This is a genomic window from Granulicella aggregans (assembly GCF_014203275.1).
GTDB lineage: Bacteria > Acidobacteriota > Terriglobia > Terriglobales > Acidobacteriaceae > Edaphobacter.
In genome coordinates, this window is record NZ_JACHIP010000002.1 from 241564 (window position 1) to 267135 (window position 25572).

The following is a 25572-nucleotide window of genomic DNA, read 5'->3' on the forward strand; positions in this document are numbered from 1 at the left end:
GAAAGGCGGCTCAGAGTGCTGCTCTGAGCCGCCTTTTTCGTTTAGAAGCCTCTAACTATTTCGATCCTTTCAAAATCCCGATCACCGGGTCCGGCAGTTGCTGCCCGGCGCTCTTCAGCAGCAGGCTCACCTGCCATATCTGCGTCTCGGAGAGCTGACTTGCGTAAGCCGGCATGCCGCTGTGGGGAACGCCATCAGCGATCTTCGCGTAGATCAAGCCCGGCTCTTGTCCGCTGACACCGACCGCGCCGCCGTGGCGCTTCCATAACTGCCGTGCAGCAGGGCTCGTGGATCTTGCAGGAGCAGCATCATGACCCGGCGTGCCATGACAGCTCGCGCAGCGCAGTTTGTAGATGTGTGCGCCCGCCTCGAAGACATCTTCACTGGTGCCGAACGGCGCCGTTCTGATCGCGACATCGGTATGCGCAGTCGGAGGGAGAGCCGCGGGCGCGGCGGCCCTTTCAAACGGGATCGGCTTCTCCGGCACGCGCGCCGGGGCCATGCCGAACTTGAAATACGCGAACGCCCCGGCAGCAGTGACCACCAGCCCCAGCAGAAATCCCCAGCCAAAGCCGCCGGAACTGCCTTTTTTGCGTGCCATTCGATTACCGCCCTTCCGCCATGGGATGTTCTAATGAAGTTGTGCGTTCAGGCCCACTGGAGATCTGTCTCCGGAGTGTGGCACTCGCTCAAACGTATCAAAAGAAGCTGGCTATAAAATGCCGCTTTAAAACGAAGGTCTTTGCAGGGGTACATTCTTGATGTTTGTTTTCGGAAGCAGAACGAAGTGGTTTGCCGCAGTGTTAGCCGTCGCGGCCATGGCAACAGGAAGCATCACGACACAGGCACAGTCCAAACGGCAGCGGCGCGAGACCAACGTGAACCGGCAGGCGCGCGTCAACCGCACCATCAAGGACACCTACACCCACCGCTATGAAGTAGCCGGCGGCGGTGGCTTCCTTCGGTTTCGCTCCGGCGAATACCTGAAGCGCAACAATGAAGTCACCTGGGCGACCAGCGGAACCTACTTCCTGAACCCGAAGCTCGGCATCACCGCCGACGTGCGCGGCTCCTACGGCAACGCCAACATCCCCAACGCCTTCGCGCTCAACGGCCAGTTCCGTCCGCTCATCAACGAGTACATGTTCTCGGGCGGTCCCACCTATCGCCTCTACATGCGAGAGAAGTACGCCGTCAGCGCCGTCGTCACCGGCGGCCTCGCCATCGGCAACTTCAGCGGCGGCAACAAGGGCACGGCCTCGGAGACGGTGGGTATGTGGAAGTCCACCAACCGGCCCGTCATCACCGCAGGCGTGAACTTCGATTACAACTTCTATCCCAACCTGGCCTTCCGCTTCACGCCAACCTTTGCCGGAACGACCTTCGTCGGGACGACAGCGATTGGCCCGCTCGCCACCGGCGGACACGATATTGGAACCTTCCAGACCAACATTGGGTTCAACGTGGGCGTTGTCTACAGGTTTGGCCGGCTCAAGTAAGCAGTTGGGAGCATAATAAGGCGCAGCGAGGTGCAGCATGGCCGCAGCCAGCACAACCGCAGTCTCTAGTCTCATCTCGATCGAGCAATACCTCAACACCGATTACCGGCCCGATGTCGATTACGTTGACGGATACATCGAGGAGCGGAACTTGGGCGAATTCGACCATGGCGACCTGCAACTGGAGATAGGAACCCTCCTGCGCATCCGGCAGAAGGAATGGGCGATCCGCGTGGTCACCGAGACCCGGATGCGCGTCTCTCCAACTCGCGTCCGCATACCCGATGTGTGCGTTATTGAAGCTGGCCGCAAGCGCGAACCCGTCATCCTTCATCCGCCTTTGCTCTGCATCGAAGTGCTCTCGCCACGAGATAGTTTGAAGGCCATGCGGAAGCGTTCGCAGGATTACCTCGACATGGGCGTCCCACAAATCTGGATCTTCGATCCGTCGACCCGCACGGCCCATATCTGCACGTCCAGCAGGATGACTGGGCACACGGATGGGATTCTGAAGTTGCCGGGCACGCAGGTCGAGTTGTCTGTCACCGAGGTCTTTGCCACGCTCGATGCCTAAGCAGTAACCTCATCTCCATGGCACTCATCAAGCAGGACGACTTCATCCAGAGCGTCGCGGACGCGCTCCAGTACATCAGCTTCTACCACCCCGTCGACTACATCGCGAACCTCGCACGCGCCTATGAGCTAGAACAGTCGCACGCAGCGAAGGACGCCATCGCGCAGATCCTCATCAACTCCCGCATGTGCTTCGAGGGCCACCGGCCCATCTGCCAGGACACCGGCATCGTCACTGCATTCGTCAAGGTCGGCATGACCGTCCAGTGGGAGCCTTCGTCCAAGCACGGGATGATGACCATGCAGCAGATGGTCGACGCGGGCGTCCGTCAGGCGTGGAAAGACCCCGACAACACGCTGCGTCCCAGCCTGCTCGCCGATCCCGCTTTCACCCGCAAGAACACCGGCGACAACACCCCCGCGATGGTCGTTGTCGAACTCATCGAAGGCGACGCGGTGGACGTGACGGTCGCAGCCAAGGGCGGCGGCTCTGAAGCCAAGTCCCGCTTCGCCATGCTCAACCCCTCGGACTCGGTCGTGGATTGGGTGCTCAAAACGCTCCCCGGAATGGGTGCGGGCTGGTGCCCTCCGGGAATGCTGGGCATCGGCATCGGAGGCACGGCGGAGAAGGCGATGGTCATGGCGAAGGAGTCGCTGATGGATCCCATCGACATGCAGGAGCTAGTCGCACGCGGCCCTAAGAACAAGATCGAAGCTCTTCGCATCGAGTTGTACGAAAAGGTGAACGCTCTTGGCATCGGAGCGCAGGGGCTCGGCGGCCTCACCACCGTGCTCGATGTCAAGATCATGGACTACCCCACCCACGCGGCGAACCTTCCCGTGGCGATGATTCCAAACTGCGCCGCAACCCGACACCTCCATATTCGGCTCGATGGCTCAGGTCCGGTGATGGCCGATCCGCCGCCGCTCGAAGCATGGCCGAAGCTGGTCTACGACGTCCACACCGCGCGACGCGTGAACCTGGATACAGTCACGCATGACGACGTGAAGACATGGAAGCCCGGAGAGGTCGTCCTGCTCTCTGGAAAGCTGCTGACTGGCCGCGACGCGGCCCACAAACGCATGACCGACATGCTGAACCGCGGCGAAAAGCTGCCCGTCGACTTCAAGGGCCGCTTCATCTACTACGTCGGCCCGGTCGATGCCGTCCGCGACGAGGCCGTCGGCCCAGCCGGCCCTACCACCGCGACCCGCATGGACAAGTTCACCCGGCAGATGCTCGAAGCCACTGGTCTCCTCGGCATGATTGGTAAGGCTGAGCGCGGGCCTGAAGCAATCGCAGCGATCAAGGACTACGAAGCCGTCTACCTGATGGCCGTTGGCGGAGCGGCTTACCTGGTCTCGAAGGCGATCAAGCACTCGCGCGTTCTGGCCTTCGAAGACCTGGGCATGGAAGCTATCTATGAGTTTGAGGTGGTCGATATGCCGGTGACCGTCGCCGTCGACTCCAAAGGCACCAGCGTCCACAACACCGGGCCAGCGGAGTGGAAGGCACGAATTGCCGCAAACCACACCAGCGATCTGGGTGGTGTCGCTATACTCGGTCAGTAATCGGCAATTCCAAGGCAGACTATGACCAGGGACCAATGCGTTCAGATAGCGGCCCGCGCTTTAGCCATCTATCTCTTTGTGTGGGCGGTAAGTGACGTACTTTCGCTCCCCCACATGATCGTCTCGATCCGCCACTACATGTATGAACTGAAGTTGGAAGGCAACGATATTGGCAAGAGCGTGGCAACTGGTCACTACCTTCGTCTCGAACTCACCTATCTTGGCGAGTACGTCCTGCGGACCGTATTGTGGCTGGCTGCAGCGAGATGGCTCTATTCCTGCGGACCCTGGCTCCAGTCGTTCTTCAACGATGCCTCACCGGGAATAGACTCATCCGGTTCGACTGAGGCCTCTTCGCAGAGCGCCTAGAATCCGCGGCGGCGCGGACGGACGGGGGTAAGTTGAACGACTTCGGGCTGGTCCAGGTTCGTCGAGCTACGGCGAATCATCCGTACTAACGACTCAAGCACGGGGATGAGAATAGCGACGCCAACGATGCAGCTTACCGACACGACAAAGGAGTGCAAGGGTTCAGACATAAGAGTTCTCCGATTCGCTTTCATTGTGGCCGGAGGATGCGAACCGTTTCACTCCACGCTCGAGAATCCGCCTGAAGTTGAAAGTCAGCTGATGTGCGAGGTCCGTTCCGGACCCGAGGGCACCACCGGCGCCGCAGGCTTGGCCTTGCGCGAGAGCACGAAGCTCTTCTGAGCACGGCGGTCGTCCGAAGCGTGGTCGATCTTCTTCCAGAAGCCTACAAAGTAGTCCACCGCCGAGATGATCGAGACGATGCACATCCAGTAGATCGCCGTGAGCGCGATGAAGCGTACGCCGACGACATATCCGCCATGGAAGTTCGGGAACCAGAGCCAGTAGTCCCAGCGGTGCGCCAGGATGGAGGCAACGACCGAGACGATCTGGATGACCGTCTTCAGTTTTCCAATCTCTGACGCCTCAATTGTGAAGCCTTCTGCGGCCGCGATCGATCGCAGCCCGGAGACGAGAAACTCGCGACCGATCACCAGCACCGCGATCCACGGCGGCACCAGTCCGGGTGTGTAGGCGACCAGGATGATAAATGCGGTCGAGACCATCAGCTTGTCTGCCAGCGGGTCCAGCAGAATGCCCATGGTTGTGATTTGCTTGCGCTTACGGGCGAGGTAACCGTCCAGGCCGTCCGTGATGCTGGCCAGGATGAAGACGATCGACGCAATCAGTTCCTGCTCCCCGCCGAGCAGGCCGGAGTGCCCGTGCCCCTGGAACGGGAAGCCGCGCGACAGAATCCAGATCAGCAGAGGAACGCTGGCGACCCGGCTCATCGTGATGGAGTTGGGGAGGTTCATGGCGTCATCAGAGTCCGGCCCCGCCTTCGCTTTTCCCGAAGTAAATGACCGGGAAGCGCGGAGGCAGATAAGAGCATTCTGTCACATCGCGGCGCGGGACGTTCGATTTCCTCCGCACGGCACGATCTGTACCGGGAATCGGGCGTCACTCTGCGTGATACCGTGGTGCTGATCGCATTCGCCCTGCCTCGCAGGAGCGCCTGAAAGGTACGATCTCCTTGCCCTTCCGAGCTCCCCATCTCGCGCTGATTCTCGGTCTGCTGCTCTGCACAGTCTTCGGGCTGGCGCAGGGCGCTCCCGGGCATATTAAGGCCCGCCCCGCAGCCTCGTCGGCGAAAGATTCACCAGGCTCGCCCGACAGTCCCAGTTTGAGTCTGAACCTCTGCGTGGATGGATCGACCACTTATCCTTGCCCGGCAAACATCCTCTCGGACAACATCTACGTTCCCTCGATCGCGCTGACCTATGGGCAGATCCTTGATGGCGTCATCGCCTACAGCCCGGGCGATCTCACCTCCGGCACGATCACCATCTACAAGGACAGTGGCACCGGGCGACTCCCCATCTGCGTCGTGCAGATTGGCATTGACCTCGCCTGCCCGGCGAACAGCACCATCTTCGATGTCGACACCTATACGCTCTCGGCGACTTTGACCTTCCCCGCCGGGTCGTCTCTTCCGAACTTCGACACCAATGTGGGGCCATGCACTACCGGCCCGACTTGTGATGTCATGGTCTCGGTGTCAAAGGACACTTCTGAGGTTGCGGTGAGCAGTTCGCAGCAGATAGCGACGCTGGGCTCGCTGGTGACGCTGACCGCGACCGCGACCGGCGGCTACGGCGCGATTCCTACCGGGCAGGTCGTCTTCAGCCTGGACGGCGCGCAGCTTACTCCCATCGCTCTAAGCGCCACCGGCACCGCCAACTTCACCACGTCAACACTTGCTCTGGGAACACACAACATCACCGCTGCCTATGCGGGCGGTCTGGACTTCTACCCCGCAGCCGATTCGCCCGTGTTCAAGCAGCAGATCGTGCCGCCACCGACGATCGCTGCTATCACTTCGAGCCTTAATCCCTCCGCTACCGGTGACAACATAACGTTTACCGCCAGTATCACCAGCGCCTCAGGATTGAGCGGCAACATCTCGGGAACGGTCACCTTCCGCGACGGCAATGTGATCTTCGCCACGCAGCCCATCGTCCAGAAGGGCAGCCAGTACGTGGCTCAGGCGACGATCTCGACGCTGGGCTTTGGATCGCACAGCATCACGGCGGCGTATTCGGGGGATGGCTCGAACGCTGCAAGCGTCTCGCCAACCTTCGTGCAGCAGGTGAACCATCCTCTGACGGAGGCGCCGCCGGGATATCGGATCACGGTAACTCCCTCGCCCGTTGCGATGGGCGTGGGCCAGACGGCCGCTCTGGCGGTGACCGTCACCGCGATCAGCGGCTTCTCGCAGCCGGTGACGCTCAGTTGCGGCGATCTCCCCACGGAGTCCGCCTGCACCTTCGGCGAGATGGTCATCCCTGCCGGCGGAGGTTCAACGACGCTCGCCTTCAGCACCATGGCACCGCACGATTGCGGCTCGAGCATACCGTACTTCACCGGACACGCTGCGCTGCATGGTTCGTCGTCCGCAGTGCGCTATGCGGGTCCATTGCTGGCGGGGCTGCTCGTTCTGGTACTACCGCGACGGTGTCGCATCACGAGATGGATGCGGCCGCTGCTGGCGCTCGTATTCGCCTGTGGTCTGCTCACGCTGAATGGCTGCGGAGGCAACTGTACGGACTTCGGAACGCCGCCCGGCGGCTATACGCTAAAGGTGAATGGAACGTCGTCGGCAAACGGGACCGGGACCGGAGCGTCTTCCGCAACCGATCCAACCGCAGTAAACGTAACTACCAGCGTAGCAATCTCTGTAAAGCTATAAGTCTGGCGATCTCCACCCGGATAAGCAAAAAAGGGGCCGGGAGCGCATGTTTGCGTCTCCCAGCCCAAATACCCTTTACGGGCTAGCGATCCGCCTTCACCTGATCTACTCGAAGGCGGTACGTAAGTCCGAAGTATCCAATCGTCTCTGCTGCGCCGTGCTTGTTTTGCAGCAGCAGAGCTCCGGGGAAAAGGTGTCCGACGCCGACGTTGGCGACGAGATAATCGTGGAAGACATACTTGCCGGTGACGTCGAGCTCCTGCCCGATGACGTTCGAGGCAAATCCTGCCGTCGGCGCTTTGATGGTCGCGCTGCCCGAGCTGGAGTAGACGCTGTCCTTCCGCTCCGCCACGTTCAGAAAGCCGCCCTGCACAAGGATGGTGAAGCTGGGTGCCGGGGCGATGTCGAGGTTGATCCGCTCCTGGCGCATGTTCTGGTAGCCGAAGAGGTCCACGTTGCCGAAGGCGTTGTGGTTCGACGGATACTGCTGGTCATAGGTGGCGTAACGCAGCGGGTTGCTGTGGTCGTTGCCCGTGGCGTAGTTGTACTCCACGCCGAGACGCGGCTGCCAGAAGATCGATGCGGGCGCGCTGTAGTAGACCTTAGCCAGTGCCTGACCCGCGTGAATCGAGTCGTTCGCGTAGCTTCCACGTTGCAGCGATCCATTTGCCAGGTAGCAGAAGCGCGCCGGAAGTTTGCCCTGGATCTCTGACCCGAAGGTCGTCTCCACTTCGTTGCCCTTGATTCCCTGCAGGCTGGTCACGCCGCGGACGTCGTGAAACAGGACGTACGGAGACAGGTGAACGCGGGGAATGAAGTGCGTGAGCTGCGCATAAGCGCCGTGGAATGTGAGGCCCGCTCCGTGGGTGTCCAGCGATGACGGGTGCACCGTTACGACAGAGGTGCTAAAGAGATCGACACGGTTGCGATCACCGATGCGGAGATCGAAGCCGTCCCATGTGCGACTGTTATTGCTCCAGTCGCTTACGCCGATGATGCGTTCGCTGCCGAACCGAAGCTCCTGCCGTCCAGAGATAACGCTGATGGGCACGCGGCCTGCGGTGCCATGAACGTTCAACCAGCCCTGGTGAAGATCAAAGACATCGCGCATGTTGGAAGAGACCGTATGCAACGGAAGCCCCAGCGCGTGGGTGTCGATGAACTGCATATAGCCGGTGATGTGGCTGGTCGGGCGAACTTCTACGCTGCCGAGGGCGCGCGTCAGATCGTAGGTACGATCGGCATTCTGCACGTAGCTGAAGGAGGTCTGGCCTTCGGTGCGGCTGCGCGTCTCAAGTGAAACGGTCATCCATTTTGGCAACTCACTCCAGGCGAATCCTTCGGTCTTGCCGCGCTTCTGCGGATAGTCGGCATAGGAGGTCTGCGCCCCGGCCCGAACACAGGAAAGAACGAAGAGGGCAAGGAGGAACGCTATGGTCGCGAACCGTCTCCTTGAAGTAGGGAGTGCAGACAGAAATGTACGCGTCATGATTGAGTCTCCCGTTGCTGCGACATGGCAGCTATCGATTCGCCAACGTGCGGGCATGGTTTTCGAGCTCTTCCTTATCGGCCAAAACAGGGGTAATTTGCAGGGAACGGGGTAGCACTTAGTAGTCATGGCCCAAAGCGGGCAGGGGATTCCTTCGTGCGTCGCGAAAGCCTCGGATCTGGCGCTCTGCACGCTCACTTGAAATAAATAGGCTCTGGCGGATATCGTTCTCACTGGCGGAAAGTCCACCCAACAAAGCACTCCTAAATTGCTCCAGACCCGGACCACCCCCGAGGCCGTTTGATGGCAAAGTTGATCCGCAACCTGCAGTTCACCGTCCGGCTGCTATGGAAGAGCCCGGGCCTGACGATCACGGTTCTGCTTACGCTGGCGCTGGGGATTGGCGCCAACACCGCGATCTTTACTGTCGATTACGCCACACTGCTGGCGCCGCTTCCCTACCCTAATCCGGATCAGTTGGTGGTGGTCTGGTCGAAGATCCAGACCTTTCACAACGGTATTTCGGCAGGCGACTTTACCGACTGGAAGCGGATGAACCGCAGCTTCACGGACATCAACGCCTTCACCGGTGGAGCCTTCAACATCGCCAGCAAGGAGCAACCGGAGAACATCGACGGCGAGCAGGTTACGCCGGGCTATTACAACATGCTGGGAATACCCTTTTTTCTGGGCCGCGACTTCCTGCCTGAGGAGGGCAAGGTAGGGAAGGATCACGAGGTGATCCTGACGCACAAGCTTTGGTCGCACCTCGGAGCGGACCCGAAGCTGGTGGGGCAATCCATGCGCATCAATGGCGAACCCTACACCGTTGTGGGGGTGCTGGCACCGGGGGTCCTCGATCGCGGTCAGGCGCAGGTGACCGTGCCACTGGCCTTCAAGCCGGAACAGCTGAACCACGACTTCCATTGGCTTCTCTCGTACGCGCGACTGAAACCGGGGATCTCTGTGAAGCAGGCGCAGGCAGATATGGATGCCGTGTCCTTGCAAATCGCTCAGGATAACCCCAAAAGCAACAAGGGCTGGGGATCGTTTGTCGAACCCCTGAAGAACGATTTCATGCCCAGCGAGCGTAAGCAGACGCTTTGGCTACTGCTAGGAGCCGTTGTATTCATCCTGCTGATTGCCTGCGTAAACGTTGCGAACCTGCTGCTGGCACGCGGCATGGCCCGGCAGAAGGAGCTTGCAGTGCGGAGCGCCATGGGTGCCTCACGCCGGACCATCTTCGAGCAGTTGCTGACCGAGAGCTTGTTGCTTTCCTTTGCCGGAGGGCTGCTGGGCATCGGCGTTGGGTATGGGATGCTTCAGACTCTCGTCGCCATCATGCCGGAGGGGACGTTGCCTACCGAGGCGGACCTGCACCTGAACGTTCCGGTGCTGGCCTTTACGCTTCTCGCGACGACGATCGCTGGCGTGCTCTTCGGCAGCGCGCCAGCCTGGTACGCCTCGCGCATCGATCCGGCGGAGACGCTGAAAGAAGGTGGTCGCACCGGCATGGGTGCGGGACGGCATCGGCTACGGCAGGGTCTCGTGATTGGCGAGTTCGCGCTGGCCCTCACGCTTTTAGCTGGAGCGGGACTGGCGATTCATAGCTTCCTGAACCTTCTGCGCGTCGACCTCGGGCTGCGCACCGACCATATCCTGACGTTCTTCCTGCCCGTGCCGGACTCGCGGCCCAAGGAGCCGGAGAAGATCATCGCCTACTACCGCCAGATGCTCGAACGCATCAACGCGGTTCCGGGTGTCACATCGTCCACGGCAATGACGGGACTGCCAGTCTACGGCGCGGGCTTTGGGATGCCGTTTACTATCGTTGGCAAGCCTGCCTTCAACGATCCTTCCATGCGGCCCAATACCGGCTTCGGCATGGCGACCCCGGCGTTCTTCGATACCTTCGGGATCAAGATCGTGAAGGGCCGCGGTTTCACCGAACAGGACACCGCATCGAGCGTGAAGGTCGCCGTGGTGAGCGAGGAGTTTGTAAAGAAATATCTATCCGACACCGATCCATTGCAGCAGCGTATCTCTGTCGAGCAACTGATCCCTGGCGTGACCAAGCTGGGGCCGCCGCAGGACTGGCAGATTGTTGGTGTGTATCACAACATCCGGCGCGGCGACCTGCGCGAAGACAGCCCCGAGATGCGCATACCGTTCTGGCAGACCCCATGGCCGGGGGCAGGCATCGCGGTGAGGACGGCGAATGACCCGGCGTCGATGACCAAGAGCATCGCCGATGCGGTGCACTCGGTCGATCCGGAGATCGCGCTGGCGGAACCGCGCTCGATGGAAGAGGTGCGCGACCGTCTGATGTCGAACGACCGGTTTACGCTGACGCTCTTTGTCTGCTTCTCGGTAGTCGCGCTGCTGCTGGCCGGGCTGGGCGTCTATGGCGTGATGTCGTTCTCGGTGGCACAGAGGTCGCACGAGATCGCGCTTCGCATGGCGCTGGGTGCGGACCGAACCCGTGTCGTGGGACTCATCGTTCGCGAGGGACTGATCCTGGCGGGGATTGGGCTGGCGCTGGGATTGATCGGCGCGGTCTTCGTCGGGCGAAGCATGCAGAGCACGCTCTACGGTGTGGGCAAGTTTGACGTGTCCGTCTTCGCGTCGGTCGCGTTGGTGCTGGTGGCTTCGGCGCTCGTGGCCTGCGTGATTCCGGCACAGCGAGCGGCTTCGGTGCAGCCGATGCGGGCTCTACGGGCGGAGTGAGAGGAGCAGCAACGGAAAGGGCGAACTCTTGGAGATCGCCCTTTCCATTGCCTCAAGACAGTTTAAGCGTAGATGCCGCGCTGCTTGGTTGTATAAGCCACGCGGTCGATGGCGAGCATATACGCCGCGATGCGGTTGTTGACCGAGTGAGCGGTGGCATACGCAACAACGTCGTCGAAGCTTGCCGTCATGATCGTGTCGAGGCGGTCGTTCACTTCCTTCTCGGTCCAGAAGTAGCCCATGCGGTCCTGCACCCACTCGAAGTAGCTGGTGGTCACGCCACCGGCGTTCGCGAGGATGTCGGGGATGACGAAGATGCCCTTTTCGGCGAGGATGTCGTCCGCGACGACCGTGGTGGGGCCGTTTGCGCCTTCGCACAGGATGCGGCACTTCAACTGAGCTGCGTTCTTGCTGGTGATGACGTTCTCGGTCGCGGCGGGGATGAGGATCTCGCACTCGCGCGTGATGAGTTCGTCTTTATCCACGGCTTCTCCTCCGGAGAATCCGTTAATTGTGCCGGCGCGCTTGCGGTGCGAGGTGAGCGAGGGGATGTCGATGCCGTTAGCGTTGTAGAGAGCGCCATCGAACTCCGTGATGCCGATGATGGTGTAGCCCTTCTCGTGCAGCAGCTTGGCGGCATTCGAGCCAACGTTGCCGAAGCCCTGGACGATGACGCGGCAGCCTTCGACGGGCATGTTGAGGTACTTCAGCGCGGAGTCGCAGACGACGGAAATACCACGTCCCGTGGCTTCGCGACGGCCTCTCGAACCTCCAATGCTTACTGGCTTACCCGTTACGACCGAGGTGACGGTCTGGCGCATGTGCATCGAGTAGGTGTCCATGATCCACGCCATGGTCTGTTCATCTGTTCCCATGTCGGGCGCTGGAACGTCTTTTTCCGGGCCGATGAACTCGATCAGTTCAGCGGTGTAGCGGCGGGTCATGCGTTCCAGCTCGCCCTGGGACATCTTCTTGGGGTCGCAGATCACGCCGCCCTTGGCTCCGCCGAAGGGGATGTTGACGACGGCGCACTTCCAGGTCATCCATGAGGCGAGGGCGCGGACTTCGTCGAGCGAGACGTCGGGCGAGTAGCGTATGCCGCCCTTTGCCGGGCCGCGGGAGATGGAGTGTTGAACGCGGTAGCCGGTGAAGACTTCGATGGAGCCGTCGTCCATGGCTACGGGGATGTGGACGATGATCTCGCGCTGCGGGTAGCGGAGCACCTTCCAGATGCCGGGGTCGAGGTTGAGCTTTTTTGCGGCGAGGTCGAAGCGGAAGGCCTGCGCCTCCCAGGGGTTTGTTTCCTGTTCCAGGGTCATCGTTTGAAGCGGCTTTTGCTCAGACGTCGTGGGCTGAGCGGTACTTGCAGTTGCAGACATGGTCGTTTCCTTTTTCCTTTTGACTTCGTTGGTGGGTATCAATGATTCCGTGGCCATAATGGTCCACCTCAAGTGCGGCAGTTGCGTCTCGCAACGTCATGGGTGCGAGACGACTTCGCAGTATAGGCCTCGGCGGAGACGACTTACAATCGGGTGCCTATGGCTAATTTGCGTCACTTGAGTTGGATGCCTGGAGTATCGGACCGGCGTGGCAATTTATGATGAACAGGCCATGCCGAGCTCCTTTCAGACCGTCCCTTCCGCGCGTGATTTCAAGGCGCTCTCCAAAGTACATACGCTCATTCCCGTCTACCGGACTGTGACCGCTGACCTCGAAACTCCCGTTTCGGCGTTCTTGAGGATTGCGGCGGAGGCGCCCGAGGCGTTCCTGCTCGAGAGCGTCGAGGGCGGCGAACGGGTTGGCCGCTATACGTTTATCGGCATCGAGCCCTACAAGAAGATGGTGTCGCGAGGCACCTCGATCGTTGCAGAGGAAGGGCGCAAGCGGAGGAGCTTCGAGGGCGACATCTTCGAGGAGCTGAAGGCAGCGCTCTCCGGACATACGCCAGCACGGCTGCCGGGGCTGCCTCCGTTTACGGCTGGTGCAGTGGGCTTCTTCTCCTACGATGTCGTCCGCCAGATCGAGAAGCTGCCCTCGCTCGCGAAGGATGAGCTTGGAGTGCCGGATGCCTGCCTGATGTTCTTTGACCAGGTGATCGCCTTCGACCACGTCAAGAAAGAGATCCACCTGATGGTGACCGCCGACCTGACGCGGCAGGCGAAGGAAGGGGCTTATGAGCGGGCGGAGCGGAGGCTGAATAAGCTGGAGAAGCGATTAGCTTCGGCTCTGCCGAAGCTGTCACGTAAGAAGATTGCGGGCAAGCTGAAGATCACGGCTCGGACGCCTAAGGCGGCGTTCCTGAAGGCGGTCGCGAAGACGAAGGAGTATGTGGCTTCGGGCGACGTCTTTCAATGCGTGCTGTCGCAGCGGTTCGACTGCGAACCGGGGGTGGATGCGTTTGAGGTCTACCGTGCGCTGCGCATCGTGAACCCTTCTCCCTACATGTACTTCCTTCGGTTCGGCATGGAACCGGTTGCAGGCTCGAAGAAGAAGGCAAGTGTCGGGCATATCGTGGGAGCGTCGCCTGAGCTTCTGGTACGTGTGCATGAGCGCGATGTGCAGTATCGCCCGATTGCTGGGACACGGCCACGGAGCGAGGATGAGGAAGCCGACCGGGCGCTTGAGGCCGACCTGCGGGCAGACGAAAAAGAGGTCGCCGAGCACATCATGCTGGTCGATCTTGGCCGCAACGACGTTGGCCGCGTGAGCGAGTTCGGAACGGTGAAGGTGAAGGACCTGATGTTCGTGGAGCGGTACAGCCATGTAATGCACCTCGTCAGCGCGGTCGAGGGCAAGCTGAAGGCGGAACTCGCGCCGATCGATGCGTTCAAGGCGTGCTTCCCTGCCGGGACGCTCAGCGGCGCTCCGAAGATTCGCGCAATGGAGATCATCGAAGAGCTGGAGCCGGCACGGCGCGGCGTTTATGGCGGAAGCATTCTCTATGCGGACTTCAACGGCAATCTCGATAGCTGCATCGCCATCCGAACGCTCTTCATGGACGGCAAGCAGGGGCACATCCAGGCGGGTGCCGGGATCGTCGCGGACTCGATTGCCGAGAACGAGTATGTGGAGTGCGGGAACAAGGCGCGCGCGGTGGTACGGGCGATCGAGCGGGCTCGCGGGGCGTAGCGGCTTTCGCTGAGGCTTGAGTGCGCTCGCTCTTATTTGAGATTGAGCGGCTTCGAGATGTGTTGATGCTGGATCTTCCAACCGTCACCGGACTTTCGCAGGCAGAACGTCGCTCGAACGAGATCGGAGAAGACCTTCCCATTCGGCGCTGTGCCTCCACACTGGATGAAGCCGTGGGCGAAGGCCACATCATTTCCGGCGGTGATGGCGAGATCCTGCAGTTCAAACTGGCCATCGCTGGGAGTGTCGGGATGCCAGTCGCCCCAGCTTCTGCGATAGGTGTCTGCTCCTTCATACTTCATGGGTGGCAGCACGTCGTAGATGAGGGCATCACTGGCGTGATTCTTCAGAACTTCGTCAAGTTGGCCTATGCGAGTGGTCTCCGCCCAGCGTTCAAGAATCTGCTGGATCTCGTTGCTGTCGCCGCCCGATGCTTTGTTATCCATAAGGCTTCTCCTCTTCTCTGCGTCCGATTGTAGGGTCGTACTGGCTTCTCCATTGTGACTTGACCAGGAGTTGGTCCACCGGAGACGTTCACCGTATCGATAACTTCAAAGTCTTCTTGCGCGTATCCGAAGCGGCGTGAATGCCGAGGCAGGAGAGTGCCATCTCCCGGCATCGTAGCGGGGAGGCGGGACGAGAGACGCGCCCTCCGCTGAAGTTTCCAAGGAGAAATAGAGATGTCGCCAACACGTTTCGAGACCACGATCAACGCAATCAAGCAGGGTGCCAAGGCGCTTACCGTGGAGAAGGCTGTGAGCAACATCGAAGGCTGGGAAGATTACCTGTCCAAGCACGACCATGACGGAGTGAAGCGCGTCGTTACTGATTTAGGCAAGTTGAAGAAGCTGCTACACGCCGATAAGCTTGATGGCGAAGCGATCAAGACTCTTCTGCACAAGATGGGCAAGGAGACGGTTGCGGTCGCTGGAGATGAGAAGACGGCGGGCGCGGGGCACATCAAGGAGCTAGGCGAGGCGCTTTCAAGCGCGGCATAGCCGAGATGAGTCGAGGTGAGCGAAGGCGGAGGCAAAGGTCTCCGTCTTCGCTGCGTTTCAAGCTGCGCGGCAAAGCCTGAAGCACTCCAGCGTAGGATAATGGGACAGATATGGTCTTCGTTCTAGACAACTACGACTCCTTCACCTACAACCTGGTCCAGTACATGGGCGAGCTTGGCGCGGAGATGGTGATCCGGCGCAACGATGAACTCACGCCCGCCGAAGTTGAGGCCATGCGGCCGGAGCGGATTCTCATCTCGCCGGGGCCATGTACACCGCAGGATGCGGGGATCAGCATGGATCTGATCAAGCACTTCGCCCGGCCGGATGCTCCGCGGCGGGTGCCGATCCTCGGTGTGTGCCTGGGACATCAGGCGATTGGCGCGGCGTTTGGCGGCAATGTAATCCGGGCCGCGAAGCTGATGCATGGCAAGACCAGTGAAGTGGAGCACGACGGCAAGACCATCTTCGCGGGCATTCCTTCGGCGATGACCTGCACCCGGTATCACTCGTTGATCGTCGAGGATAGCGAGTTTCCCGACGTGCTGGAGGTTTCGGCGCGGGCGGTGACGACGGATGCCGATGAGCCGGGAACGATCATGGCGCTTAGGCATCGCGAGCTACCGATTGAGGGAGTGCAGTTCCATCCTGAGAGCGTGTTGACCGTACACGGCAAGCAGATCATCGAGAACTTCCTGAGGATGCAATGAGGGCTGGGCGTGGGGCACGGCGAGCTTTTGGAACAGGGATGGCAGCGGGGGCGATCGCGCTTGCCGCTGGAGCTCCGCAGGCTGGGGCGCAGATGCCGATTGGCAGCGTGGCGACGGTCGACGCTGTCGTATCCGGAACAACGTCGACGGACAACCAGCGGTCGGTGTTGCTCGGGAACGTGACAGTAACGGCAAAGGACCATCCGGCATATGTGGAGTTATTCCGGGGTGGGTCAGTGAAGGTGTGTTCGACCAGCGGGGTGCATCTGACGGCAGGGAATCCCGTGGTCGCGTCCCCGCCGAAGCAGGAGATTGGGCCTGCTGGATCGGGAGACAGTAAACCGGTGCCGGATTCAACCGCGCCGGCTGGTTCAGCGCAGTTCCCTCTCATGGTCTCGCTTGACCGGGGAGCGGCTGAGTTGCATGCGAGCGTGCTGACCAGCGACGAGTTGATGACACCGGATCTCCGGGTGAGCTTCTCCGAGGGCGGGCCGCTGGATCTGAGGGTACGCGTCGCGAACAATGGGGACACCTGTATCGAAAATCGCGTTGCCGGACTAGGGCAGCATCCGACGCTCGAGATTGGCAGCCTGTTCGGAAACGACAACTACAGGGTGCTTCCAGGGCAACATGTGATGTTCGAGCACGGCAATCTGCATGAGGTGGTGGATAACGAGAGTTCTCCCTGCGGGTGCCCGGACCAGGCAGTGAAGACGGTTGAAGCCACGCCGGATATTTCGCTGCTGCCAGGGACGAAGGTTCCCACGCCACCGCCGCCGACTGCTCAGTATCCCTTCCCTGCCGCGGTGAGCCAGGGGCTCGCACCGCCGCCACCACCGCCGCAAGCTGAGCCCGGAGTGGTGCATACGCAGGTGGCGACGACGCTGGTGTATAAGGCGGACAACCCGACCCCGCCGCCTGCGCCTACGGAACCTGAGAAGAAGGATGCTGCCAAACCGAAGCCGACCGTGCCACAAAGGACGGGGTTCTTTGGCGGGGTGGGACGGTTCTTCAAGCGGATGTTCGGCGGGAGCTGAGACGGCGGAAGTGCCTTCCTGTTGAGCTACAATCGTAAGGTTGCGGACTTGTTGCCGGAGCGCTGTCTGTGAACTGAAGTTGAGTTCTTGCGCGATGAATTGGAGCGCTCTCGAGTGCCTTCCCGCCGCCACAAATACACAAGATCAGGAGTACCTTCACCATGTCGATTCCCGCAACGCAGATGCGCCCGGGCATGATTATCAAGTACAACGCAGACCTGCACATGGTCTTTTCGGTGGAGCACCGGACGCCGGGCAACCTGCGGGCGTTCATCCAGGCGAAGCTGAAGAACGTGCGCACGGGGGCGATGTTCACGGAGCGCTTCCGCTCGCCCGACCCCATTGAGCGCGTGTACGTCGATGAGATCAAGATGGAATTCCTCTACAACGACGGCGAAGACTACTACTTCATGGACGAGTCGTTCGAGCAGACGATGCTGAAGCGCGAGACGCTGGGCGACGCGGTGGAGTTCCTGACGCCGAACCTTTCGATCAGCGTGAGCTTCCATGATGGCAAGGCCGTCGGTATCGAACTGCCTACCCACGTTGAGATGACGGTCATGCAGACCGAGCCGGGGATCAGGTCGGCGACGGCTTCTTCCGTGACGAAGCCGGCGACGATGGAGACGGGCCTTGTGGTGCAGGTGCCGCCGTTTATCAATGAAGGCGAGAAGATCCGCGTGGACACGGCAGAAGGGTCTTATATGAGCCGGGCGTAAGCGTTCGAGCTTGGAAGAAACGCAAAGGACCGGCCAAAGCGGCCGGTCCTTTTGCGTCGAGCTAGAATGCTAATCCGCCGCCGACCTGGATGGTCTCGCCGGTGATCCAGCTGCCATCTGCCGACGCCACAAACGATACGGCTGCGGCGATGTCGGAAGACTCGCCGATTCTGCCGAGCGGGGTGCGGCTCACGACAAAGTCGATCGTGCCTTGATCCATTCCGCTGGTGCCTTCGGTGGTTGTCAGACCGGGAGCGATGCCGACTACGCGAATCTTGCGTGGGCCAAGTTCGAGCGCCAGACCACGTGTGAGCACGTCGACTGCGCCCTTGGTGGAGCTATAGACCTGTGCGACAACCATGGGGGTCTTGGCCACGCCGGAGCTGATGTTGATGACTACTCCGCCTTCCGCCGGGAAGAGACGGGCGGCTGCCTGGGTTGCGAGAATGAGACCCTTCACATTCAAGGCGTACTGCCGGTCGATGTGTTCCGGCGTGACGGCATCGAGGCCGCCGAACTCGTAGATACCGGCGTTGTTCACCAGGATATCGAGCTTCGCGAACTCCTTGATGGTCGCTTCGAAGAGCGAGGTGATCTGTTCGGACTGCGAGATATCGGCTTGTACGGCGAAGGCTTTGCCGCCCGCCGCGGTGATCTTCGCGACCAATGCTTCAGCTTCCTTGGCGCTGCGTGAGTAGTTGACGACAACGGAAGCGCCGTCGGCGGCTAGCCGCAGAGCAATGCCTGCGCCGATGCCCTTTGATGCTCCTGTAACGATTGCTACCTTGCCTGCGAGAGTTCCCATCGGTGTGTCTCCTCGGTGTTGCCTGTAGTGGATGCGCCGGAGAGAGGTCCAGATTCCGCCGGAAGCCCACTTTACAGAGAATTGTTCCTGGGAGCCTGAATGGTTCGCTCTGACGCTTCTTGTATCTGCCCTGCCGGGGGTGCGACACTTGAAGAAATGGTTCTTCACTTCCTTGTCAGGGGCCGCGTGCAGGGCGTCGGTTTCCGCTGGTACGTGCATCGCGAGGCGGCCGAGATCGGGCTGCGCGGATGGGTGCGTAACGTCCCTGAGGGCCATGTCGAGATTGTTGCGGCAGGGACACAGGCTGAGCTTGCGGAGTTGCGGGCGGCGGTGAAGAAAGGCTCGCGCGGCAGCCGCGTCGATGCTGTTGTGGAACATGAACTGGCCGAGAGCGAAGGCGATGCTCTGGGGCCATTTGAGATTGAAGGAGCCTGGTAGATGCAAGCGAAAGAGAAGATTAATTGCGAGCCGTTGAAGGAGCTCGTACGGACCGTGCCGGACTTTCCCAAGCCGGGGATTCTGTTCTACGACATTACGACACTGCTGAAGGACAAGACCGGATTTGCGCAGCTGATCGATGCGTTTGCGGCTTACTACATTGGGAAGGAAGTCGACCTGGTGCTGGGCATCGAGGCACGCGGGTTCATCTTTGGGCCGGCGCTGGCGTATCGGCTAAATGCTGGGTTTGTGCCGGTTCGCAAGCCGAAAAAGCTGCCCGCTCCCACGGCCAAGGTGACGTACGACCTGGAGTATGGGACGGACTCGCTGGAGATCCATCTGGATGCGATTGAGCCTGGGCAGCGCGTGGTGATCGTCGACGACCTGCTGGCTACCGGAGGCACGATGGAGGCTACCGTGAAGCTGGTGCGCCAGTTGGGCGGTGAGGTTGTGGGACTCGGATTTGCGATTGAGCTGGACTTCCTGCAGGGTGCTGCGAAGTTCAAGGAGTATGACGTGTTCAGCTTGCTGCACTATGACGAGTAGGCGTGGGTTTCTCTGTGGCTGCTCCGCTTCTTCGCGGAGCAGCTGCGAATGAATAGGGCGCAGAGTTTCCGGACTAGTTGAGAAGTTGATACGGAGCTGGCATGAGTAAATTGATGGCGTGGGCGGCAGTAGCGGCACTTCTGGTGTGTGGCCCTTTGGGACGGTGCGCGGACAAGGCGCTGACCCAGAGACTACTTAATGCGGCGCAGGGCAGCTCGCTTGACGATCCGGCATTGAAGCCCTGGCATTTGAAGCTCACTTTCCAGCTCTACGATAAAAAGGGAGCGGCAGCCGAAGGGGGAACGATCGAAGAGTGGTGGTCCGCCGGGGACGACAAGCGTATCTATACTTCGAGGTCCTACTCCTCGACTGATATCCGACGCGATAAAGATGTCTACCGCACCAAGAGCCAACTCCCGGCTCCCTATCTCTTGGACCGTCTTCGCGACGAAGTAGTCCATCCGCTCGCAGCCGATGCAGAGATAAACGACTCTGTTCCTGATCTGCGGGTGCTGACTCTCGGCAAGACGAACCTGGACTGCATCATGCTTGATCACCCTATGACAAACGTCGGCTATCCTCCAGTAGGGCTGTTTCCGACCTTCTGCCTTGATCGGGACAAGGACCGGCTCCGCGATTCATACAGATACGGCCTGGAAAATTCGGCGCGAAATACTATTGGCACGTTTCAAGGCAAGGGTATCGCTGTCGAGATCGTTGTCTCCCAGGATCGCGTGATAGAGGCAAAAGCCCACGTCGACACATTGGCCGTGTTCGCTCCTGATGCGCACTTCTTCGAGCCGGATGACAGCCTTGAGACGCAGGACTCCAAGGCGAGGCCAGTGTCCGGCGGCGTCATCGCGGGGAATATCGTGTCGAAGATTGACCCGGTGTATCCCGAAGTGGACAAGCAAAGCCACACGCAGGGTCAGGTCCACCTGAACGCCGAGATTGGGGCGGACGGCCGTATACGTCAACTCTCGGTCATTGACGCTCCGAGCTCAACTCTTGCGATCTCGGCGCTGATCGCAGTGAGACAGTGGGTCTATAAGCCCTATCTATTAAATGGACGCCCCTGTTCAGTCAACACAACAGTTACTGTGAACTACATCCCCGGACCAAATCGGGCTTATGAGTTCAGTCAATAAACTTCACACAAGCACACGAGCCCGTCAATGACTTCCCTACTCAAACATTTTCCTTTGGTGGCCATTCTTGGCGCTTCTTGTACCGCTAGCGCAGCTGACCCGGCGGAGTTGGCGAAGCGGCTGCATCATGCGGCGGAGATGAGTTCGCTCGACGATCCGGCGTTGAAGCCCTGGCATCTGAAGGTGACCTTTCAACTGCTCGAAAAAAAAGGCCCGACCACGGAAGAAGGGACTATCGAAGAGTGGTGGTCCGGTGAAAGCGATAAGCGAATCTACACTTCGCCTTCTTATAACGCGACCGAGATCAGGCGTGACAACGAGGTCTACCGGACCAAAGATCAATCTCCTACTCCATACCTGCTTGGACTGCTTCGCGATGAGGTCGTCCATCCGGTCGCCGACGACGCCGAGGTGAATGATGCAGTTCCGGAACTGCATGTTGAGGGCTTTGGCAAGGTCAAGCTTGACTGCATCATGCTCAATCGCCAGGTCAGGAACCTCGCCTACCCTCCGTTAGGGATGTTTCCCACTTACTGTCTCAGTCAGGACACGGACAGGCTTCGCGGCTCGCTTCGCAACGGGTCGGAGAACGTTGCACGCAATGCCATCGGAATGTTTCAGGGGCGTGCGGTCGCGGTCGATCTCTCTGTGTCCGAACAGACGGGCTTGGTGGCTAAGGGCCACATTGCAACCTTAGCGGCATCGCCTCAGGATGAACACTTCTTCGATTTAGACAACACGATGGGGCCGAAGAGCACCGACCCAGTCAAAGTGGAGTTAAAGGTGATTGCCAAGTCGAAGATCTCAGGCGAGGTGCCCGTCTTTCCGATCGAGGATAAGAACAGCCGGACCTCGGGTGCCGTACATATTCACGTCTTGATCGGGACTGACGGACACATCCATCAGTTATCGCTCATCGATGCACCAAGTCCGACCCTTGCCGCCTCGGCCCTGGACTCGGTGCGAACCTGGGTCTACAAGCCGTATTTAGTAAATGGCTTACCATGTTCTGTTGACACAATAGTCACCGTGAACTACGCCTTTGGCGATTGAGAGTTTGAGACTCTGTCGCTACTAAACCGTATACGTACCAGTGAATGGGAGAAGAGTTCAATGAAGTCGCATGGATATGCAGCGCATGACCCGAAGTCGGCATTGGTGCCGTTTGACTTTGAGCGCCGGGAGCCGGGGCCGAAGGATGTTGTGGTGGGAATCGACTTCTGCGGGATATGTCACTCGGACATCCACCAGGTGCGGGATGAGTGGGGCGGGTCGATCTACCCGATGGTTCCGGGGCACGAGATCGTCGGGCATGTGACGGCGGTGGGCGCGGAAGTAACGAAGTTCAAGGTGGGCGACCTTGCGGCTGTCGGCGTGATGGTCGATTCATGCCGAGTGTGCGAGAACTGCAAGGCCGGGGCGGAACCGTACTGCTTCAAGGGCATGGTGCCGACGTACAACGGCAAGACCTTCGAGGGCGAGATCGTCTTTGGCGGATATGCGAACAACATTGTGTGCGATGAGGCTTACACGTTCACGGTCTCAGACAAGCTGGATCTGGCGGCGGTCGCGCCGCTGCTTTGCGCGGGGATTACGACTTACTCGCCACTGAAGCACTGGAAGGTGGGGCCGGGATCGAAGGTCGGCGTGGTTGGCCTTGGCGGGCTGGGGCATATGGCGCTGAAGTTTGCGCATTCCTTCGGAGCGCATGTTGTCCAGTTCACGACTTCGGCGGGCAAGGTGGAGGACGCGAAGAAGCTGGGGGCCGATGAGGTTGTGATTACGAAAGATGCGGAGGCGATGAAGGCTCATGCGCGTTCGCTGGACTTCATCATCGACTGTGTTTCCGCACCCCATGATCTAAACGTCTATCTCGACCTGCTGAGACTGAATGGGACGCTTTGCCTGGTGGGTCTGCCAGAGGTGCCGATGGAGGTGTCGGCGTTCTCGATGGTGACGGACCGGAGATCGCTGTCGGGGTCGATGATTGGCGGAATGGCAGAGACGCAGGAGATGCTGGATTACTGTGCGGAGCATGGCATTGTTTCCGACATCGAACTGACGACCGTGGACAAGCTGCCTGAGGCTTATGAGCGGGTGGTGAAGGGCGACGTGAAGTATCGGTTTGTGATTGATTTGAAGTCGCTGGGGAAATAGTTGTAGGTTGTACGTTCTCCGTTGTTCGTAAAGGCCGTTCCCCCTTGGGTGCGGCCTTTTCGTTTGAGTGAGGACGAGTTTTACGTCCCACATCTCAAAGGCGAGATGTGGGGCACCCGTCGTTGGGTGGCGGGATGGGAAAAATGCGGGGATCTTTCCACTCTGCTGCGCTTCCGTCGAGATGACGTTATCTCGCTACTTCACGATGGCGTAGATGTTGCATCCAAGGGTCTCAGGCAGAGGCTAAGGAGTGCGTGGAGTGAAGAAGAGGGTCGAGGTTGCGGTTGATCCAGTGGAGTCGGCTAAGGTGGCGGGGCTGCGGTATGTGTCGGATGCAAGGCCAGGGATTGCGCGGTTGGGTTCGGCGAAGCGGTTTCGATATGTGGGCAAGGATGGGCCGGTGAAGGATGCGGAGACGCTGGGGCGGATCAAGTCGCTGGTGATTCCGCCGGCGTGGACAGAGGTGTGGATTTGTCCGAGCGCGAATGGGCATCTGCAGGCGACCGGAAGAGATGCTCGTGGAAGGAAGCAGAGCCGGTATCATCCGCGATGGCGCGAGGTTCGGGATGAGAACAAGTATGAGCGGATGGCGGCGTTTGGCAAGGCGCTGCCGGGGATTCGCATGCGCGTGGAGCATGATCTGGCGAAGCAGGGTCTGCCGCGGGAGAAGGTGCTGGCGACGATCGTGCGGCTGATGGAGATGACGCTGATCCGGGTGGGCAACGAGGAGTATGCGCGGGAGAACAAGTCTTACGGGCTGACGACGATGCGGAACAAGCATGTGGACGTGACCGGGACTGCGGTGAAGTTTACGTTTCAGGGCAAGAGCGGGGTGAAGCATTCGGTTGATTTGAAGGACCGAAGGCTGGCTCGAATCGTGGGGCAGTGCCAGGAACTCCCGGGGTATGAGCTATTTCAGTATGTGGATGGCGAGGGGGAGACGCACTCGGTCGATTCGGGTGACGTGAATGAGTATCTGAGGGAGATCAGCGGGGAGCACTTTACGGCGAAGGACTTTCGAACGTGGGCAGGGACGGTGCTGGCTTGCGAGATGCTGCGGGAGTTCGAGAGCTTTGAATCGGAGACGGAGGCGAAGCGGAACGTGGTGCAGGCGATCAAGCAGGTGGCGGCGAAGCTGGGGAATACCCCGGCGGTTTGCCGGAAGTGCTATGTGCATCCGCTAGTGCTGGACACGTATATGAGCGGAGCTTTGGTGAGGGATGTCGAGCGGAGGAGTGGGGTGAAGGGATTCGGGGATGAAGGAAGGTTGCTAAAGATGCTGAAAGCAGGTGCCAGGAGATAGTGGCTGCAGACCCACATCTGGCGATGAAACTGCCAGTTATGGGCACCCAGTTTGGTGGCTGAAAGGTTCGGGCGATTGCGGTGATGCGAGCGGTCTCGGGGTCCTTCGCTCCGCTTAGGATGACGGCGGGAAACTAGCAAAGGCAACAGCAGATCCTCCGCCTACGGCGGAGGATGACAAGGGTGAGTGCTTATCGGCTGTTGGCTGCGACTAGAGGACGGTGTGTTCGGGGGGCATGACTACGGGGCCGGCGTTGTCGGCGGGGAGACGGCCGAAGACGCGCTCGGGAGAGATGTCTTCGTTGATGATCGGGAGCGACGGGAGATTGTCGGTGCTGCCAGCCTCTTTGACTACAGCGTTGGCGTGGTCGAGGACCTCTTCGACGGTCATGGTGTACATCTCGCGGCCGTTATCGTAGCCGGTCTCGATGATGGACTTGAGGTAACGGCCAGCGGTCTGGGCGGCGAGGTAGTCGGTGATGACCTTGCCGGTGCGACGCTTCTGCTCGACCCAGGCCATGTTGGGCATGGCGATCCAGATGGCTCGGGGAGACGAGGAACCGGCCTTGACGGAGAAGCGGATGTCGGTGGCGTCGGCATGGCGAGTGGCGATGGCGACCACGGTTCCCTTCCAGGAGCAGTGGAGGTCTTCGTCGGTCCAGCGGTCTTTGACGGTGAAGTCTTCGTACATGGGTTTAGCTTATCTCATTCTTGAAAGAGAGCCGCCGCAATGTTGTTGGCGATGGTATCGGTGATGGGGGCGTCGCGCTTTTTGGCCGGAGCGAGGGCGAGGCCGTCGAGGGTGGGGGTAAATTCGCGGACGACCTCCTTGTAGTAGGGGGAGTTTATGACGTGGGCGACGTTGCGGGAGGCGGCCTGGAGACCACGGATGAGGACGGAGGCGCGCTTGTCGTCGAGTCGGCCGGTGGCGAGGGCTTCGACGACGAGGGAGAGGCCGATTTGAATGGACTCGGGGTCTTCAAGGGAGGGGATGCGGAGTGAGGTGTCGGGAAGGGTGGCTTTGGCTTCGCGGATGTAGCGGTGACGGGTGTGGAGGCGCTCGTGGTAGAAGCACCAGGATTTTTCGCGGAGGGCGGGCGATTCGCAACGACGGCCATTGGACTTTATGTGGCGGCAGAGTTCGTAGGGCATGTGAATGCTCCTGTGGAAGGCTGTGGAAAAATGGGTGGGGAAAAACACTAGAGCTAGAGAGGAGTAAACGGCCTGGAATGAGCGTGTTAGCGGATCTTGGCAGGGCTAAAGTGGTGCAAGCATGGGAGTTATCCCCTAAAGTCGTCAAAATATGGGAGTTATGGATTTAACGGAGAAAGCCCCGGCGTTGGCCGGGGCTTTTGCTTGACTCTAGTTAAATCGTATCAGGTTGAGTGGGGTAAATGGGCACTTTTCTTGGGGCGGTAAGTCGCTTTGAATGTTGTAGATGCGGGC

At 60.0% G+C, this 25572-nt stretch carries 26 protein-coding genes; 17 read left to right on the plus strand and 9 right to left on the minus strand.

Going from position 1 to position 25572, the window contains the following annotated elements; translation table 11 throughout:
* Positions 1-55: 55 nt before the first annotated feature.
* Positions 56-601 (minus strand): c-type cytochrome, encoded by a 546-nt coding sequence (locus HDF16_RS06475; RefSeq protein WP_184214693.1) that lies wholly within the window; start codon positions 599-601, stop codon positions 56-58.
* A 160-nt stretch (positions 602-761) separates the two neighbouring features.
* Between HDF16_RS06475 and HDF16_RS06480 the strand changes: the two genes are divergently transcribed.
* From HDF16_RS06480 to HDF16_RS06495, 4 genes are read left to right on the plus strand one after another with little or no spacing between them, the layout of a single operon-like run.
* The gene (locus tag HDF16_RS06480; RefSeq protein WP_184214695.1) at positions 762-1499 is read left to right on the plus strand and encodes a hypothetical protein; all 738 of its coding nucleotides are present in this window, start codon (positions 762-764) and stop codon (positions 1497-1499) included.
* A gap of 37 nt (positions 1500-1536) precedes the next feature.
* Positions 1537-2073 (plus strand): Uma2 family endonuclease, encoded by a 537-nt coding sequence (locus HDF16_RS06485; protein WP_184214697.1) that lies wholly within the window; start codon positions 1537-1539, stop codon positions 2071-2073.
* 17 nt (positions 2074-2090) lie between these two features.
* Positions 2091-3644 carry a fumarate hydratase gene (locus tag HDF16_RS06490; RefSeq protein ID WP_184214699.1) on the plus strand — a complete coding sequence of 518 codons (1554 nt, stop codon included), beginning with the start codon at positions 2091-2093 and terminating at the stop codon, positions 3642-3644.
* Between the two features lie 21 nt (positions 3645-3665).
* Positions 3666-4013, plus strand: a complete 348-nt coding sequence (locus tag HDF16_RS06495) for a hypothetical protein (RefSeq protein WP_184214701.1) — start codon at positions 3666-3668, stop codon at positions 4011-4013.
* On the opposite strand, the gene HDF16_RS06500 is transcribed toward HDF16_RS06495, so the two are convergent.
* Both HDF16_RS06500 and pgsA read right to left on the minus strand, forming a co-directional pair.
* Complete coding sequence (locus HDF16_RS06500; RefSeq protein WP_184214703.1) at positions 4010-4183, minus strand: hypothetical protein; 174 nt, start codon at positions 4181-4183, stop codon at positions 4010-4012. The genes HDF16_RS06495 and HDF16_RS06500 overlap by 4 nt on opposite strands.
* An 84-nt stretch (positions 4184-4267) precedes the next feature.
* Positions 4268-4987, minus strand: a complete 720-nt coding sequence (pgsA, locus tag HDF16_RS06505) for a CDP-diacylglycerol--glycerol-3-phosphate 3-phosphatidyltransferase (protein WP_184214705.1) — start codon at positions 4985-4987, stop codon at positions 4268-4270.
* Between the two features lie 218 nt (positions 4988-5205).
* Between pgsA and HDF16_RS06510 the strand changes: the two genes are divergently transcribed.
* Entirely contained in the window at positions 5206-6921 is a 1716-nt protein-coding gene (locus tag HDF16_RS06510) for an Ig-like domain-containing protein (protein WP_184214707.1), read from the plus strand.
* An 82-nt stretch (positions 6922-7003) separates the two neighbouring features.
* Here the strand turns inward: HDF16_RS06510 and HDF16_RS06515 are convergent, their stop codons facing one another.
* The gene (locus tag HDF16_RS06515) at positions 7004-8410 is read right to left on the minus strand and encodes an alginate export family protein (protein WP_184214710.1); all 1407 of its coding nucleotides are present in this window, start codon (positions 8408-8410) and stop codon (positions 7004-7006) included.
* 303 nt (positions 8411-8713) lie between these two features.
* Between HDF16_RS06515 and HDF16_RS06520 the strand changes: the two genes are divergently transcribed.
* Positions 8714-11137: an ABC transporter permease gene (locus HDF16_RS06520; protein WP_184214712.1), complete on the plus strand. Its 2424-nt coding sequence runs from the start codon at positions 8714-8716 to the stop codon at positions 11135-11137.
* A gap of 62 nt (positions 11138-11199) precedes the next feature.
* On the opposite strand, the gene HDF16_RS06525 is transcribed toward HDF16_RS06520, so the two are convergent.
* Positions 11200-12516: a Glu/Leu/Phe/Val family dehydrogenase gene (locus HDF16_RS06525; protein WP_246408816.1), complete on the minus strand. Its 1317-nt coding sequence runs from the start codon at positions 12514-12516 to the stop codon at positions 11200-11202.
* A gap of 232 nt (positions 12517-12748) precedes the next feature.
* Here HDF16_RS06525 and trpE point away from each other — a divergent pair, with 232 nt between their 5' ends.
* Positions 12749-14266, plus strand: a complete 1518-nt coding sequence (gene trpE / locus HDF16_RS06530; RefSeq protein WP_184214716.1) for an anthranilate synthase component I — start codon at positions 12749-12751, stop codon at positions 14264-14266.
* Positions 14267-14298: 32 nt separating this feature from the next.
* Here the strand turns inward: trpE and HDF16_RS06535 are convergent, their stop codons facing one another.
* Positions 14299-14712, minus strand: coding sequence for a YybH family protein (locus HDF16_RS06535; protein WP_184214718.1), 414 nt, complete (start codon positions 14710-14712; stop codon positions 14299-14301).
* A 234-nt stretch (positions 14713-14946) separates the two neighbouring features.
* Between HDF16_RS06535 and HDF16_RS06540 the strand changes: the two genes are divergently transcribed.
* The 4 genes from HDF16_RS06540 (at position 14947) to efp (ending at position 17730) form a co-directional block, all read left to right on the plus strand.
* Positions 14947-15264, plus strand: a complete 318-nt coding sequence (locus HDF16_RS06540) for a hypothetical protein (RefSeq protein ID WP_184214720.1) — start codon at positions 14947-14949, stop codon at positions 15262-15264.
* Positions 15265-15374: 110 nt separating this feature from the next.
* Positions 15375-15974 (plus strand): anthranilate synthase component II, encoded by a 600-nt coding sequence (locus HDF16_RS06545; protein WP_184214722.1) that lies wholly within the window; start codon positions 15375-15377, stop codon positions 15972-15974.
* A 38-nt stretch (positions 15975-16012) separates the two neighbouring features.
* The gene (locus HDF16_RS06550; RefSeq protein ID WP_184214724.1) at positions 16013-17011 is read left to right on the plus strand and encodes a hypothetical protein; all 999 of its coding nucleotides are present in this window, start codon (positions 16013-16015) and stop codon (positions 17009-17011) included.
* Positions 17012-17172: 161 nt separating this feature from the next.
* The gene (gene efp / locus HDF16_RS06555; protein WP_184214725.1) at positions 17173-17730 is read left to right on the plus strand and encodes an elongation factor P; all 558 of its coding nucleotides are present in this window, start codon (positions 17173-17175) and stop codon (positions 17728-17730) included.
* Between the two features lie 61 nt (positions 17731-17791).
* On the opposite strand, the gene HDF16_RS06560 is transcribed toward efp, so the two are convergent.
* Positions 17792-18535 (minus strand): SDR family NAD(P)-dependent oxidoreductase, encoded by a 744-nt coding sequence (locus tag HDF16_RS06560; RefSeq protein WP_184214727.1) that lies wholly within the window; start codon positions 18533-18535, stop codon positions 17792-17794.
* Positions 18536-18691: 156 nt separating this feature from the next.
* Here HDF16_RS06560 and HDF16_RS06565 point away from each other — a divergent pair, with 156 nt between their 5' ends.
* The 6 genes from HDF16_RS06565 (at position 18692) to HDF16_RS06590 (ending at position 24127) form a co-directional block, all read left to right on the plus strand.
* Positions 18692-18973 (plus strand): acylphosphatase, encoded by a 282-nt coding sequence (locus HDF16_RS06565; protein WP_184214729.1) that lies wholly within the window; start codon positions 18692-18694, stop codon positions 18971-18973.
* Positions 18974-19519 carry an adenine phosphoribosyltransferase gene (locus HDF16_RS06570; RefSeq protein WP_184214731.1) on the plus strand — a complete coding sequence of 182 codons (546 nt, stop codon included), beginning with the start codon at positions 18974-18976 and terminating at the stop codon, positions 19517-19519.
* 101 nt (positions 19520-19620) lie between these two features.
* Positions 19621-20667 (plus strand): energy transducer TonB, encoded by a 1047-nt coding sequence (locus HDF16_RS06575; RefSeq protein WP_184214733.1) that lies wholly within the window; start codon positions 19621-19623, stop codon positions 20665-20667.
* A gap of 27 nt (positions 20668-20694) precedes the next feature.
* Complete coding sequence (locus HDF16_RS06580; protein WP_184214735.1) at positions 20695-21720, plus strand: energy transducer TonB; 1026 nt, start codon at positions 20695-20697, stop codon at positions 21718-21720.
* A gap of 60 nt (positions 21721-21780) precedes the next feature.
* Positions 21781-22824: an NAD(P)-dependent alcohol dehydrogenase gene (locus tag HDF16_RS06585; RefSeq protein ID WP_184214737.1), complete on the plus strand. Its 1044-nt coding sequence runs from the start codon at positions 21781-21783 to the stop codon at positions 22822-22824.
* 259 nt (positions 22825-23083) lie between these two features.
* Positions 23084-24127 carry a DNA topoisomerase IB gene (locus tag HDF16_RS06590; RefSeq protein ID WP_184214739.1) on the plus strand — a complete coding sequence of 348 codons (1044 nt, stop codon included), beginning with the start codon at positions 23084-23086 and terminating at the stop codon, positions 24125-24127.
* A gap of 210 nt (positions 24128-24337) precedes the next feature.
* On the opposite strand, the gene HDF16_RS06595 is transcribed toward HDF16_RS06590, so the two are convergent.
* Both HDF16_RS06595 and HDF16_RS06600 read right to left on the minus strand, forming a co-directional pair.
* Positions 24338-24817, minus strand: a complete 480-nt coding sequence (locus HDF16_RS06595) for a hypothetical protein (protein WP_184214741.1) — start codon at positions 24815-24817, stop codon at positions 24338-24340.
* 14 nt (positions 24818-24831) lie between these two features.
* Positions 24832-25278, minus strand: a complete 447-nt coding sequence (locus HDF16_RS06600) for a hypothetical protein (RefSeq protein ID WP_184214743.1) — start codon at positions 25276-25278, stop codon at positions 24832-24834.
* Positions 25279-25572: the final 294 nt, after the last annotated feature.